Source organism: Streptomyces sp. NPDC003284 (assembly GCF_053589675.1).
Genome location: NZ_JBSFSI010000001.1, coordinates 174,970 through 187,824, shown reverse-complemented (window position 1 = coordinate 187,824; position 12,855 = coordinate 174,970). Strand labels below are relative to the sequence as shown.

The following is a 12,855-nucleotide window of genomic DNA, read 5'->3' as shown; positions in this document are numbered from 1 at the left end:
GCGCGATGCGGTTCGGACGCACCTACGAGGAGTTCGAGGTCGGCGCGGTCTACAAGCACTGGCCCGGCAAGACGGTCACCGAGTACGACGACCATCTGTTCTGTCTGCTCACCATGAACCACCACCCGCTCCACCTGGACGCGCACTACGCCGAGTCGACGACGGACTTCGGCAGGAACGTCGTCGTGGGCAACTACATCTACTCGCTGCTGCTCGGCATGTCCGTGCCGGACGTCTCCGGCAAGGCGATCGCCAACCTGGAGATCGAGTCGCTCAGGCACGTGGCACCGACCTTCCACGGCGACACGCTCTACGGCGAGACGACGGTGCTGGACAAGTGGCCGTCGAAGTCGAAGGACGACCGCGGCATCGTGCACGTCGAGACCAGGGGCCACAAGCAGGACGGCACCCTCGTGTGCGTCTTCCGCCGCAAGGTGATGGTGCCGACCGAGACGTACATCAAGGAGCGCGGCGGCGAGCAGCCCGGCCGGCCCGAGCTGAAGGAACAGGGGAAGTAGATGAGCCGTCTCGCCCAGACCCACGGGCTCACCGACGTCCAGCAGGAGATCGTCTCCACCGTGCGGGACTTCGTCGACAAGGAGATCATCCCGGTCGCGACCGAGCTGGAGCACCGCGACGAGTACCCGCAGCAGATCGTGGACGGCCTCAAGGAGCTGGGGCTGTTCGGTCTGATGATCCCCGAGGAGTACGGGGGCCTGGGCGAGTCGCTGCTGACGTACGCGCTGTGCGTGGAGGAGATCGCGCGCGGCTGGATGTCGGTGTCCGGCATCATCAACACCCACTTCATCGTCGCGTACATGCTCAAGCAGCACGGCACGCGGGAGCAGAAGGACCACTTCCTGCCGAGGATGGCCCTCGGGGACGTCCGGGGCGCCTTCTCGATGTCGGAGCCGGCGCTCGGCTCGGACGTGTCGGCCATCACGTCCAAGGCGGTGCGCGACGGCGACGAGTACGTCCTGACCGGGCAGAAGATGTGGCTGACCAACGGCGGCACGTCCTCGCTGGTCGCGGTGCTGGTGCGCAGTGACGAGGGTCACCCCGAGGGGACGGCCCCGCACAAGTCGATGACGACCTTCCTGGTGGAGAAGGAGCCCGGCTTCGGCGAGGTCCGGCCCGGTCTGACCATCCCCGGGAAGATCGACAAGATGGGGTACAAGGGCGTCGACACCACCGAGCTGATCATGGACGGGCTGCGGGTCCCGGCCGACCGGGTGCTCGGCGGCGCCACCGGCCGGGGCTTCTACCAGATGATGGACGGGGTAGAGGTCGGCCGGGTGAACGTGGCGGCCCGCGGCTGCGGGGTCGCCCGGCGCGCCTTCGAGCTGGGCGTGGGCTACGCGCAGCAGCGGCACACCTTCGGCAAGCCGATCGCCCGGCACCAGGCCATCCAGTTCAAGCTGGCGGAGATGGCCACCAAGGTCGAGGCGGCCCATGCGATGATGGTGAACGCGGCCCGGAAGAAGGATTCCGGACAGCGCAACGACCTGGAGGCGGGCATGGCGAAATACCTGGCCTCCGAGTACTGCAAGGAGGTCGTCGAGGACGCCTTCCGGATCCACGGCGGCTACGGCTTCTCCAAGGAGTACGAGATCGAGCGCCTGTACCGCGAGGCGCCGATGCTGCTCATCGGTGAAGGTACCGCCGAGATCCAGAAAATGATCATCGGTCGGCGACTGCTCGAAGAGTATCGAATCCAGGGCTGAATGTCCGCATATGGGGTGTTTTCACCGAGAAGAAGATCACACCCCGTCAGCGGTCTTCGGCCGCCGACTCGGCTTCCCGGCTTACCCAGTTGTGGCCCTTAACCGCTACGATCGCGGAAAGCCGCCGTCCCCCGTCGAGAGCGCGGCATCATCCGCTACGAAGGTCATCCATGCCCCACAGCCAAACCTCTGCACCTCGCGACAGCCTCGCCGGCGTACGCCTCGCGCGCGGAGCATCGCCGTGGCTTCTGCCGACCGTCGCCACCGCAGCCGTCAGCCTGGTCCGCGCCCGCCGCTCGGGCGTGGCCAAGGCCGTGGCCGTCCCCGCCACCGCGCTCGCGGCGGGGATGCTGTGGTTCTTCCGCGACCCCGAGCGCGAGATCGCCCAGGGCCGGGTCATCTCGCCCGCCGACGGTGTGGTGCAGAGCATCATGCCGTGGAAGGACGGCCGTACCCGCGTCGCCATCTTCATGAGCCCGCTGAACGTCCATGTGAACCGCGCCCCGCTCTCCGGCACGGTCACCTCGGTCGAACACGTCCCCGGCGGGTTCGTTCCGGCGTTCAACAAGGAGAGCGAGAACAACGAGCGGGTCGTCTGGCACTTCGACACCGAGCTCGGCGACATCGAGATGATCCAGATCGCCGGCGCGGTGGCCCGCCGCATCGTCCCCTACATCCCGTCCGGCACCAAGGTCGAGCAGGGCGAGCGGATCGGTCTGATCCGCTTCGGCTCCCGCGTCGACCTGTATCTGCCCGAGGGTGTGGAGGTCGCGGTCGAGGTCGGCCAGAAGACCGTGGCTGGGGTGACTCGCATTGACCGTGATTGATCCAGAGACCCAGGCCGGCTGGGTGCCCGAGGCCGATGAGCTGGACGACGAGGAGGAGATGCCTCTCTCGCTCCGCCTCTCGATAGCGGACACCCTCACCCTGGGCAACGCCACGTGCGGCTTCATGGCCGTCTACTTCACCACCACCGGCATCCTGATCCCGCACCTCACCGGGAGCCAGGAGAACGGCATGGCCCGGCACAGCGCCGCCACGGCGGTCATCCTGATGCTGTGCGCGGCGGTCTTCGACCTGTTCGACGGCCTGGTGGCCCGCAAGCTGCGCTCCTCCCCCATGGGAGCGGAGCTGGACAACCTCTCCGACCTGATCAGCTTCGGCCTGGCCCCGGCGTACTTCGTCCTGGTCTACGGCATGGTCGCCGACGACGCCCACCAGCGGATGGCGGCGCTCGGCGCGATCGTGGTGCTTCTCGCGGTCGTCCTGCGCCTGGCCAGATTCTCCTGCGTGACCATGAAGGACGGCGTCTTCCAGGGCATGCCCTCGCCGTTCGGCGCGCTGACGGTGGTCTCCGTCGTCCTGCTGGAGCTGCCCTTCGTGGCGACGCTGCTGGCGATCGTGGGCACCGCGTGGCTGATGGTGAGCCGCGTGGAGTACCCGAAGCCGCGGGGCCGCCTCGCCGTGGCGATGCTCTCCTGGATCGTGCTGTCCATGGGCCTGCTGGCCGCCTGGGCCTTCGACGCCCCGAGCGGTCAGCTGCTGCTCCAGACCGGCTGCGCGCTCCAGCTGGTGATGGGCGCGGTCATCCCGCTGTTCGCCACGGCCCGCCGGGTGAACAACTTCCGCGACAACCGGCGCGAGGCACGCGCGGCCCAGCTGCCGTAGCCGCCGCGACACGCAGGGGAAGGGCCCCGGAACCGCACGGTTCCGGGGCCCTTCCCTCTGTCCGCGGCCGGTCAGGTCAGTTCAGGAAGTCCGCGCCGACGCGTTCGGCGACCCGCTCCAGGATCGGACCGGCCTCCGCGATGCACCGGGCCACGTCCGGCTCGACGTCCGTCAGCGCGTACGCCCGGCGGATCCCCGCCCGGCCCAGCGCCTCCGGTGCCAGCGCCAGCCGCCCGCACACCGCGACGACCTCCTTGCCGGCCGCGCGCGCGGCCGCGGCGACCCCGGCCGGCGCCTTGCCGTGCAGGGTCTGCTCGTCCAGCGAACCCTCGCCGGTGATCACCAGGGACGCCCGCTCCAGCGCGGGCGCGAAGCCGAGCACGTCGAGCATGACCTCGATCCCGGCGCGGAACCGGGCGCCGACGATCAGCGCGCCGTAGCCGATGCCTCCGGCCGCCCCGGCGCCGGGCGAGGCCGCGTACGCGGCGGCCCGGGGCCCGATCGCCTCCTCCAGCACCTTCGCGTAGTGCGCGAGGGCCGCGTCCAGGGCCGCCACGTCCTCGGGCGAGGCGCCCTTCTGCGGCCCGTAGACCGCCGGGGCACCCTTCGGGCCGGTCAGCGGATTGTCGACGTCGCTGGCGAGCACGAACTCGGTCTCGGCGAGCCGCGGGTCCAGGTCCGACAGATCCGCGTGCGCGAGGTCGGCGAGACCGCCGCCGCCGGGCGCGAGCGGCGAACCGTCGGCGCGCCGGAACCGGGCGCCCAGCGCGGACAGCATGCCCGCGCCGCCGTCCGTGGTCGCGCTGCCGCCGACGCCGAAGACGAGGGTGCGCGCCCCCGCGTCGAGCGCGGCCCGCAGCAGTTCGCCCGAGCCGTACGTGGACGCGGTCAGCGGCGCGAACACTCCCTCCGGGAGCCGCTGCAACCCGCTGGCCTCGGCCATCTCCACGACGGCGGTGTCGCCGCGCAGCGCGAACGCCGCCGTCACCTCGTCGCCGAGGGGACCGGTGACCCGTACCTCACGGCGCTCGAAACCGGCCGCGACCGCCGCGTCCACGGTGCCGTCCCCGCCGTCGGCCACGGGCAGCGCCTCGACCTCCAGGTCCGGCACGACCCTGCGCAACCCGGCCGTCACCCGCTCGGCGACCTGTACGGCCGTCAGCGAGCCCTTGAACTTGTCCGCGGCAACCAGCACCCTGCGGGTGCCGTGCACTGGAGCGTCCGCCACCTTGCATTCCCCTTGCTCTCCGGGCCCCGCACGTCAGGGGGCCAGTCGCGCCGCTGCGACCATAACCGGCGACGCCCCCCGCCGTCATGCCCCGCCCGCCGACTGAGAAGGGGCGGCGGTCAGGAGCGGACCCGCCCGTGACCTCGGCGGCCCCGGCGGTGCCGCCCCCGCTACCCTTCGTCGGATGACGACTCCTGACCTCCCCGACTACGCCACCTACATCGCCGGTCTCCCCCGCGTCCTGGCCGGTGCCGCCACCCTCTTCCGCGACGAGCGGGGCCGGGTGCTGCTCGTCGAGCCCAACTACCGCGACGGGTGGACGCTGCCGGGCGGCACCATCGAGTCGGACACCGGCGAGAGCCCCCGCCAGGGAGCCCGCCGCGAGACGCTGGAGGAGATCGGCCTGGACCGCGAACCGGGCCGGCTCCTCGCGGTCGACTGGGTGCCCGGCACCGCCCGCCCGCCGCTGGTCGCCTACGTCTACGACGGCGGGGTCCTGGCCGCGGAGGACCTGAAGGCGATCCGGCTCCAGGAGGAGGAACTGCTCTCCTGGCGCCTGGTGGCACGCGACGACCTCGCCGCCCATCTGCCGGGCTCCCTGGGCCGCCGTGTCCTGACCGCCCTCGACGTGCTCACCCGCGGCGGCGACACGGCGGAACTGGAGAACGGCCACCGCGTCGGCTGACCCGGCCCCGGCCACCCGGCCGCCACCGGACCTCCCCCGGATATCCGTTCGCCCGGCCGCCCGGCCCGCCCTACCCTCGGTCGCATGACCAAGCCGCTCGTCGCCCTGCTCAGCGGGGCCGGGATCTCCACCGACTCCGGCATCCCGGACTACCGCGGCCCGAACGGCGTCTGGCGCAAGGATCCCGAGGCCGAGAAGCTCGTGACGTACGCGTACTACATGGGCGATCCCGAGATACGGCGGCGGTCCTGGCGGCTGCGGCGCAAGAACCGCGCGCTGACGGCCGAGCCGAACGCCGCGCACCGGGCCGTGGCCGAGCTGGAGCGGGCCGGGGTGCCGGTCCGGGTGATCACGCAGAACGTGGACGGGCTGCACCAGCTCGCCGGGATGCCCGCGCGCAAGGTGCTGGAACTGCACGGCAGCGTGCGCTCCGTCGTGTGCACGCGGTGTCATGCGCGCGGCTCCATGGCGGACGCCCTCGCCCGGGTCGAGGCCGGCGAGGACGACCCGCCGTGCCGGGAGTGCGGGGGGATCCTGAAGTCGGCCACGGTGATGTTCGGCGAACGGCTCGATCCCCTCGTGCTGGGCGAGGCCGTCGCGATCACCAAGGCGTGCCAGGTGTTCATCGCCGTCGGCACCAGCCTCCAGGTGCAGCCGGCCGCCGGGCTGGCCGCGCTCGCCGCCGAGCACGGCGCCCGGCTCGTCATCGTCAACGCCGAGCCGACGCCGTACGACGGCATCGCCGACGAGGTGATCCGCGAGCCCATCGGGACGGCCCTGCCCGCGCTGCTGGCCGCGCTGCGCGACGGCGGCGCTCAAGGCGCCTGAGGGCGGGGCGGGGGCCGGGGCGGCGGCCCTCAGAAGAGACCGGCGCCCTGTTCGAAGTCGAGCAGGCGGCGCTTGCGGGCGAGGCCGCCGCCGTAGCCGGTGAGGCTGCCGTTGGCACCGATGACGCGGTGGCAGGGGACGATGATGCCGACGGGGTTCTTGCCGTTGGCGAGGCCGACCGCGCGGGAGGCCCCGGGGGCGCCGAGGGCGTGGGCGAGTTCGCCGTACGTGCGGGTCTCGCCGTACGGGATCCGGCACAGCTGCTCCCAGACCCGGCGCTGGAAGGGCGTCCCGGCCAGCCGCAGGGGGAGGGTGAACTCCCGCAGGCGGCCGGAGAAGTAGGCGTCGAGCTGGTCCGCCGCCGCGCCGAAGGGGCCGGTGCCGTCGCCCGCTTCGCCGAAGGTCTCCTGGGGCGGGCGGTGCCGCTGGTCGGTCATGTACAGCCCGCACAGGACCCCGTCGTCGGCGACGAGGGTGAGCGGGCCGTAGGGGCTGTCGATGACGGTGTGCTGCTTCATGGCGGTGCGTCCTCGCACGGGCGGGTCGGGCGGACGGGCGGGTCGGACGGGCAGGTTCGTACCGGTGGGGCGGGCGGGTCAGACGGGCAGGAAGTTGATCGGGTGGTTGTCGGTGGCCCACAGGTACTGCACGGCGTAGGCCCGCCAGGGGCGCCATGCGGCGGCGCGCGCGGTGAGGGCGGCCGGGGTGGAGGGCAGGCCCAGCTCGCGGGCGGCGCGGCGGATGCCGAGGTCGGTGGGGAGGAAGGCGTCCGGGTCGCCGAGGGCGCGCATGGCGATGACGTCGGCCGTCCAGGGGCCGAAGCCGGGCAGGGCCAGGAGCTGGGCGCGGGTCTCGGGCCAGTCGCTCTCCACGCCCAGGCGCAGGGTGCCGTCCGCGAGCCGGCCGACCAGGGTGGTGAAGGTGGTGCGCCGGGTGCGGGGCATGGCCAGTGACTCCGGGTCGAGGGCGGCCAGTGCCCGGGGGGCGGGGAAGAGATGGGTGAGGCCGCCCTCGGGGTCGTCGACGGGCTCGCCGTGCGCGGTGACCAGGCGGGCCGCGTGGGTGCGGGCGGCGGCCGTGGAGACCTGCTGGCCGAGCACGGCCCGGACGGCGAACTCGGCCTCGTCGACCGTGCGCGGCACGCGGCGGCCGGGAGCCTTGTCGACCAGGGGCGCGAGCACGGGGTCGGCACGCAGTTGGTCGTCGACGGCGACCGGGTCGGCGTCGAGGTCGAGCATCCGGCGGCAGCGGCTGATGGCGACGGGCAGGTCCCTCAGATCGCTGAGGGTGAGCCGGCAGGCGATGTGGTCCGGGCGCGGGGTGAGCGCGGCGATGCCGTGGCCGTAGGGCAGGCGCAGCGTCCGGCGGAAGGCGCCGTCGCGCCACTCCTCGACACCGGGGACGGCGGTGGCCGCGAGATGGCCGAAGAGGTTGTCCGGGTTGAGCGGGGCGCGGAAGGGGAGGCGCAGGGTGAGCGCGCCCGGAGCGGCGGGCTGCGCCGCCCGGTCGGCGGATGCCTTCGGCGCGCGGGTGCGCAGGTCGCTCGGGGTGAGCGCGAAGACCTCCCGCACGGTGTCGTTGAAGGAGCGGATCGAGGAGAAACCGGCGGCGAAGGCGATGTCCGCCATCGGCAGCGCGGTGGTCTCGATCAGCAGCCGGGCCGTCTGGGCGCGCTGGGCGCGGGCGAGCGCGAGCGGTCCCGCGCCGAGTTCGGCCAGGAGCTGGCGTTCGATCTGGCGGGTGCTGTAGCCGAGGCGGGTGGCGAGGCCCGGTACGCCGTCGCGGTCCACGACGCCGTCGGCGATGAGCCGCATGGCGCGCGCCACCAGGTCCGCGCGCCGGTTCCACTCCGGTGAGCCGGGGCTCGTGTCGGGGCGGCAGCGTTTGCAGGCGCGGAACCCGGCCTGCTGGCAGGAGGCCGCGCTCGGCAGGAAGGTCATGTTCTCCGGCTTGGGCGGCACGGCGGGACAGCTGGGCCGGCAGTAGATGCGGGTGGTCAGGACGGCGGTGAAGAACCAGCCGTCGAAGCGTGCGTCCTTGGACTGGACGGCGCGTACACAGCGCGTCCGGTCGGTGTGCATCCCCTTCTGCATGGCTCCAGGAAACAGCATCGGCACCTCGGGAGGCTGGCGAGAATCCGACATGGACCTTGCGTGCCCAGGACGGCTCCGGATCGCCTTGGTGAATCTTTCACCTTATTTCGGTGTGCGCATCAGCAACCCGCCTGTCCCTTTTTACATCCTGGTTGATGCCGGGTGTTCGCAGGGCCTGCCCGCCGACACACCGGCTCCTTGGTTTTCGGACGGCGGCCGCGACGCGGCACGCCGCTACGGGAAGGTGGCCGCGTGGCGCTGACTGGTGCGACGTTCTTCTTCGTTCTCGCCGTCGCGACGGTCCTCGCGATGATCGGCACGGTCGCGATATGGGCCAAAGTACGCGGGCCGAGACCGGTGCGCTGGCTGGTGCACGGCGCGATGATCGCCGTGTGCCAGCTCACCGCGATCTCGGTGGTGGCGACCTGGATAAACAACAGCTACGGCCTGTACGCCTCGTGGGCGGACCTGCTGGGCACGACCAGCACCGCGAACGCCGACGCGATGCCCGGCCCGCCGGCGAACCGTGCCAAGTTCAACCACGGGACACGTGACGGCGTGCTCGACACGTACTTCCGCGGCAGCCGTTCCACGCTGTCGGGCCAGGTGCTGGTGTGGACGCCGCCGCAGTACAAGGAGCCCGCCTACAGCAAGAAGCGGTTTCCGGTGCTGATCATGATGCACGGCGTCCCCGGCTCGCCGCAGTCCTGGCTGGAGCACGGCGGGATGCCCGGTGATTTCGAGAAGCTGATGAAACAGCGCAAGACGCATCCGTTCATCCTGGTGATGCCCGTGATCGACCCGGGCAGCGTGGACACCGACTGCAGCGACCTGCCCGACCGCAAGGTCGCGTCCTGGCTGGCGTACGACGTCCCCGAGCTGGTCCGGCACAAGTTCCGCACGATCAAGGGGCGCTCCGGCTGGGGTGTCATGGGGTACTCGACCGGCGGCTACTGCGCCGCGAAGCTGCCGCTCCAGTATCCGAAGATCTTCGGGGCGGGCGCCGCGATCGACCCCGATCCGCTGACCGGCGACACCTCGGTCATCCCGGACGCCGCCCTGCGCCGCGCCAACACCCCGACCGACCTCGTCGTGGGGTCCACGGCCCGGGTCAGCCTGTTCCTCGCCACCTCCCGCCAGGACCGGGTCAGCCCGCCCGCCTCCATCGAGAAGTTCCTCGCGGCGTCGGCGGCCTCCTCGGTGCAGGTGCGCACGCAGTTGGTGGACACCGGCGGGCACAACTATCACACCTTCGCGGCGTCGTACCCGCTCGCCTTCCACTGGCTGAGCGCCTGGCTCTCCGCGCCCAAGTAGCGCGGCGCGGAGCGGCCTTCGGCCACCGGAGCCGCCGTCCGGACTCCGGTGGACACCTGGCCGCTGTCCTTCGGCTCGGTGCGGCGGGCGGGCGGGCGGCCCGGCGGCTGCCCCTGCCGCGCGCCCGGGTGGGTTCGGAAGGGTCCGGACGGGTGTGAAGGGGGCCGGAAGGTAAGGGAGTCCGAGGAGTCGGGGCCCGGGTCCGCGTGCCCGGCCGGGCCGCTCAGTCGAGCTGGGCCGCGAACGCCTGGTACGCCGGTTCGTCGAAGAGGACGAACCTGACCTCCGCCACCGCGGTCCGCGCTCCGCGCACCGCCTCGACGGCGACGCGGGCGGCGTCGTCGAGCGGCCAGCGGTAGACGCCGGTGGAGATCGCGGGGAAGGCGACCGTAAGGGCGCCCAGTTCGTCGGCGACGCGCAGGGACTCGCGGTAGCAGGAGGCGAGGAGCGCCGGATCGGTGCCCGGCCCCTGGTACACCGGGCCGACGGTGTGGATCACCCAGCGGGCGTCCAGCGCGCCCGCCGTGGTGGCGACGGCCTGTCCGGTGGGCAGCCCCCGGCCGTACCGGGAGGCGCGCAGGGCGCGGCACTCCTCCAGGACGGCGGGCCCGCCGCGGCGGTGGATGGCGCCGTCGACCCCGCCGCCGCCGAGCAGGGAGGAGTTGGCGGCGTTGACGAGGGCGTCGGCGCTCTGCCGGGTGATGTCGCCGCGGACGAGGACGAGGGCGGGAGCGGACGGGGGCACGGACGTGGGGCCGGAGGTCATGTCTGGCGCAGCCTCCTCCACACGGCCTTGGCCGCGTTGTGCCCGGACATGCCGTGCACACCCGGTCCCGGCGGGGTGGCCGAGGAGCAGATGAAGACGGCCGGGTGCGGGGTGTGGTACGGGAACAGGGTGAGCTTGGGCCGCAGCAGGATCTGGAGCCCGGAGACCGCGCCGGTCGCGATGTCGCCGCCGACGTAGTTGGCGTTGCGGACGGCGAGCTGGGCCGGGCCCGCGGTGGCGCGGGCGAGGACGCGGTCGCGGAAACCGGGGGCGAAGCGCTCCAGTTGGCGTTCGATGGCGTCGGTGAGGTCGCCGTCCCAGCCGGCCGGCACATGTCCGTACGCCCAGAAGACGTGTTTGCCCTCGGGGGCGCGGGTGGGGTCCACGACCGTGGGCTGGACGGTGATGAGGAAGGGTCTCTCGGGTGCGCGGCCCTCGCGCGAGGCGGCGCGCAGGGCGTTGCCGATCTCCTTGGTGTCCGCCCCGATCTGCACGGTCCCGGCGGTGCGGGCCTCCTCGGCGGTCCACGGGACGGGCCCGTCCAGCGCGTAGTCGATCTTGAAGACGCCGGGTCCGTACCGGTAGGAGTCGTAGTAGCGGCCGAGTCCGGCGATCCGGGCCAGCGCGGTGGGCGAGGTGTCGAAGACGTACGCGCGGGCGGGCGGCAGGTCGTCCAGGCGCTTGACCTCGTAGTCGGTGTGCACGGCGCCGCCGAGGTCCTTGAGGTAGGCGGCGAGGGCGTCGGAGATCGACTGGGAGCCGCCGCGGGCCAGCGGCCAGCCTCGGGCGTGCGCGGCCAGGCAGAAGACCAGGCCGACGGCGCCGGTGGCGAACCCGCCGAGGGGGGCCATGACATGGGCGACGAGTCCGGCGAAGAGGGTCCTGGCCCGCTCGTCGCGGAAGCGGCGGCTCAGCCAGGTCGAGGGGGGCAGTCCGGCGAGTCCGAAGCGGGCGAGGGTGACCGGGTCGCGGGGCAGCGCGGTCAGCGGCAGGGACATGAAGTCCCGGGCCAGGGTGTCCCAGTGCGGCAGGAACGGCTGGACGAGCCTGCGGTACGCGCCCGCGTCGCGCGCGCCGAAGGAGGCCGCGGTCTCGGCGACGGAGCGGGCCAGGACGGCCGCGGTGCCGTCCGGGAAGGGGTGGGCCATGGGCAGCTCGGGGTGGAGCCACTCCAGGCCGTACCGCTCCAGGGGCAGAGCGCGGAACGCCGGTGAGTTGACGGCGAGCGGGTGGGCGGCCGAGCACGGGTCGTGCCGGAAGCCGGGAAGGGTCAGCTCCTCGGTGCGGGCGCCGCCGCCGACCGTGCCGCGGGCCTCGAACACAGCTGTGGAGAAGCCGCGGCGGGCCAGCTCCACGGCGGCGGTCAGGCCGTTCGGCCCCGCGCCCACCACCACGACATCGAGCATCGACGGCACCTTCGGACCCCTTCGTCAGCCGATGGCCACGCGGACCTGTCGTCGGGGCCAGGATATGCCGCCGCACCGACACACCCGACCTCAGGGCGCGGCCCCGGCCGGGGCGGCGGACCCGGGCGAGGCGGCGCTCGGGCGGAACCGGCCGATCCGCCCCGTCACGCGGCGGTGCGCGCCCGCCTCACCCACCGATCCGCATCCTGCTCGGCCACCGGCCCGCGCCTGGCTCACCCGGCGGCCAGCGCCTCGATCACCCGGCGGGCGGTGGCGGCGTCCCGCGCGGCGGTGAACGGCAGGGCATTGCCCCCGGTGAGGCGGAACGGCTCGCCGGTGCGGGTCAGCTGGGTGCCGCCCGCCTCCTCGACCAGCAGCAGACCGGCCGCGTGGTCCCAGGCCGCCTCCCAGGTGAACGCGGTGGCGTCCAACGCGCCGCTCGCGACGGCGAGATACTCCAGCCCGGCCGAGCCGCAGGGACGCGGCGCCAGGCCGTCGGTGCGCAGGCCGCGCAGGGCGCGCTTCTGCTCGTCGGTGGTGTAGTCCGGGTGGGAGTGCGCCACTTCGAGGGCACGGCCGGGCTCGGGGCTGCCGGAGCGCAGCGGCCGGCCGTCGAGGCGGGCGCCCCGCCCGCGGACGGCGGTCGCGAGCCGGTCCTGGGCCGGGGCATAGGTCCAGGAGGCCAGGACCGCGCCGCGCAGGGTGAGGGCGACCAGCGTGCAGAAGCCGGGGTCGCCGTGCACGAACTGCCGGGTGCCGTCGACCGGGTCCACGATCCAGACCGGGACGTCGGCGCCTATCGCGTCGTAGACCGCCGGGTCGGCGTGCACCGCTTCCTCGCCGACGACCAGGGAGCCGGGCAGCAGGTCGGCGAGTGTGTCGGTGAGATAGCGCTCGGCGAGCCGGTCGGCGTCCGTGACCAGGTCGTGCGGTCCGGACTTCTGGTCGACCTCGTGCTCGGCGAGCCGTCGGAAGCGGGGCATGATCTCGGCCGCGGCGGCCTTGCGGACCGCCTCCTCGACGTCGGACGAGCGCTCCGCGAGAAACTCTTCGATGGTTTCCGTCTCTTCGATCATGCCTCCATGAGAGCACAGCCCACTGACAACGCCCCCCGCACCGGTGTATTGCAGGTGGAATCACCGT

14 protein-coding genes are annotated in these 12,855 nt (G+C 72.9%); 8 read left to right on the top strand and 6 right to left on the bottom strand.

Annotated features, from left to right (window positions below):
• Nucleotides 1–5 precede the first annotated feature (5 nt).
• The 4 genes from ACWDYF_RS00810 (at nt 6) to pssA (ending at nt 3,392) form a co-directional block, all read left to right on the top strand.
• A complete protein-coding gene (locus ACWDYF_RS00810; RefSeq protein WP_389464506.1) occupies nt 6–518 on the top strand; it encodes a MaoC family dehydratase in 513 nt (170 codons plus the stop codon).
• The gene (locus ACWDYF_RS00805) at nt 519–1,724 is read left to right on the top strand and encodes an acyl-CoA dehydrogenase family protein (RefSeq protein ID WP_037889565.1); all 1,206 of its coding nucleotides are present in this window, start codon (nt 519–521) and stop codon (nt 1,722–1,724) included.
• 170 nt (nt 1,725–1,894) lie between these two features.
• Complete coding sequence (locus ACWDYF_RS00800) at nt 1,895–2,551, top strand: phosphatidylserine decarboxylase (RefSeq protein ID WP_026253206.1); 657 nt, start codon at nt 1,895–1,897, stop codon at nt 2,549–2,551.
• Nucleotides 2,552–2,573: 22 nt separating this feature from the next.
• A complete protein-coding gene (gene pssA, locus ACWDYF_RS00795) occupies nt 2,574–3,392 on the top strand; it encodes a CDP-diacylglycerol--serine O-phosphatidyltransferase (protein WP_018571711.1) in 819 nt (272 codons plus the stop codon).
• Nucleotides 3,393–3,468: 76 nt separating this feature from the next.
• On the opposite strand, the gene ACWDYF_RS00790 is transcribed toward pssA, so the two are convergent.
• Nucleotides 3,469–4,587: a glycerate kinase gene (locus ACWDYF_RS00790; protein WP_381740362.1), complete on the bottom strand. Its 1,119-nt coding sequence runs from the start codon at nt 4,585–4,587 to the stop codon at nt 3,469–3,471.
• A 217-nt stretch (nt 4,588–4,804) separates the two neighbouring features.
• Here ACWDYF_RS00790 and ACWDYF_RS00785 point away from each other — a divergent pair, with 217 nt between their 5' ends.
• The gene (locus ACWDYF_RS00785; RefSeq protein WP_018571709.1) at nt 4,805–5,305 is read left to right on the top strand and encodes an NUDIX domain-containing protein; all 501 of its coding nucleotides are present in this window, start codon (nt 4,805–4,807) and stop codon (nt 5,303–5,305) included.
• A gap of 84 nt (nt 5,306–5,389) precedes the next feature.
• Complete coding sequence (locus ACWDYF_RS00780; RefSeq protein WP_018571708.1) at nt 5,390–6,133, top strand: SIR2 family NAD-dependent protein deacylase; 744 nt, start codon at nt 5,390–5,392, stop codon at nt 6,131–6,133.
• A gap of 29 nt (nt 6,134–6,162) precedes the next feature.
• Here the strand turns inward: ACWDYF_RS00780 and ACWDYF_RS00775 are convergent, their stop codons facing one another.
• Together ACWDYF_RS00775 and ACWDYF_RS00770 are read right to left on the bottom strand one after the other, a co-directional pair.
• Complete coding sequence (locus tag ACWDYF_RS00775; protein ID WP_381740075.1) at nt 6,163–6,651, bottom strand: methylated-DNA--[protein]-cysteine S-methyltransferase; 489 nt, start codon at nt 6,649–6,651, stop codon at nt 6,163–6,165.
• Nucleotides 6,652–6,729: 78 nt separating this feature from the next.
• Complete coding sequence (locus ACWDYF_RS00770; protein WP_389464509.1) at nt 6,730–8,226, bottom strand: AlkA N-terminal domain-containing protein; 1,497 nt, start codon at nt 8,224–8,226, stop codon at nt 6,730–6,732.
• Here ACWDYF_RS00770 and ACWDYF_RS00765 point away from each other — a divergent pair.
• Both ACWDYF_RS00765 and ACWDYF_RS00760 read left to right on the top strand, forming a co-directional pair.
• Nucleotides 8,225–8,488 (top strand): hypothetical protein, encoded by a 264-nt coding sequence (locus ACWDYF_RS00765; RefSeq protein ID WP_158679217.1) that lies wholly within the window; start codon nt 8,225–8,227, stop codon nt 8,486–8,488. The genes ACWDYF_RS00770 and ACWDYF_RS00765 overlap by 2 nt on opposite strands.
• Nucleotides 8,479–9,540: an alpha/beta hydrolase gene (locus ACWDYF_RS00760; protein ID WP_381740072.1), complete on the top strand. Its 1,062-nt coding sequence runs from the start codon at nt 8,479–8,481 to the stop codon at nt 9,538–9,540. The genes ACWDYF_RS00765 and ACWDYF_RS00760 overlap by 10 nt, the downstream gene beginning before the upstream one ends.
• A gap of 223 nt (nt 9,541–9,763) precedes the next feature.
• On the opposite strand, the gene ACWDYF_RS00755 is transcribed toward ACWDYF_RS00760, so the two are convergent.
• From ACWDYF_RS00755 to ACWDYF_RS00745, 3 genes are all read right to left on the bottom strand, one after another.
• Nucleotides 9,764–10,306 (bottom strand): O-acetyl-ADP-ribose deacetylase, encoded by a 543-nt coding sequence (locus ACWDYF_RS00755; RefSeq protein WP_389464512.1) that lies wholly within the window; start codon nt 10,304–10,306, stop codon nt 9,764–9,766.
• Nucleotides 10,303–11,712, bottom strand: coding sequence for a phytoene desaturase family protein (locus ACWDYF_RS00750; protein WP_381740068.1), 1,410 nt, complete (start codon nt 11,710–11,712; stop codon nt 10,303–10,305). Before ACWDYF_RS00750 ends, ACWDYF_RS00755 begins: the two co-directional genes overlap by 4 nt.
• Before the next feature lie 233 nt (nt 11,713–11,945).
• Nucleotides 11,946–12,788 (bottom strand): inositol monophosphatase family protein, encoded by an 843-nt coding sequence (locus tag ACWDYF_RS00745; RefSeq protein ID WP_381740066.1) that lies wholly within the window; start codon nt 12,786–12,788, stop codon nt 11,946–11,948.
• Between the last annotated feature and the right edge of the window lie 67 nt (nt 12,789–12,855).

Excerpts from the sequence above, each read along its gene's own strand:
- ACWDYF_RS00785 (WP_018571709.1), top strand. The coding sequence starts at position 4,805 with ATGACGACTCCTGACCTCCCCGACTACGCCACCTACATCGCCGGTCTC.
- ACWDYF_RS00800 (WP_026253206.1), top strand. The coding sequence starts at position 1,895 with ATGCCCCACAGCCAAACCTCTGCACCTCGCGACAGCCTCGCCGGCGTA.
- ACWDYF_RS00810 (WP_389464506.1), top strand. The coding sequence starts at position 6 with ATGCGGTTCGGACGCACCTACGAGGAGTTCGAGGTCGGCGCGGTCTAC.
- ACWDYF_RS00770 (WP_389464509.1), bottom strand. The coding sequence starts at position 8,226 with ATGCAGAAGGGGATGCACACCGACCGGACGCGCTGTGTACGCGCCGTC.
- ACWDYF_RS00750 (WP_381740068.1), bottom strand. The coding sequence starts at position 11,712 with ATGCTCGATGTCGTGGTGGTGGGCGCGGGGCCGAACGGCCTGACCGCC.
- ACWDYF_RS00765 (WP_158679217.1), top strand. The coding sequence starts at position 8,225 with ATGGCTCCAGGAAACAGCATCGGCACCTCGGGAGGCTGGCGAGAATCC.
- ACWDYF_RS00805 (WP_037889565.1), top strand. The coding sequence starts at position 519 with ATGAGCCGTCTCGCCCAGACCCACGGGCTCACCGACGTCCAGCAGGAG.
- ACWDYF_RS00780 (WP_018571708.1), top strand. The coding sequence starts at position 5,390 with ATGACCAAGCCGCTCGTCGCCCTGCTCAGCGGGGCCGGGATCTCCACC.
- ACWDYF_RS00745 (WP_381740066.1), bottom strand. The coding sequence starts at position 12,788 with ATGATCGAAGAGACGGAAACCATCGAAGAGTTTCTCGCGGAGCGCTCG.
- ACWDYF_RS00755 (WP_389464512.1), bottom strand. The coding sequence starts at position 10,306 with ATGACCTCCGGCCCCACGTCCGTGCCCCCGTCCGCTCCCGCCCTCGTC.
- ACWDYF_RS00775 (WP_381740075.1), bottom strand. The coding sequence starts at position 6,651 with ATGAAGCAGCACACCGTCATCGACAGCCCCTACGGCCCGCTCACCCTC.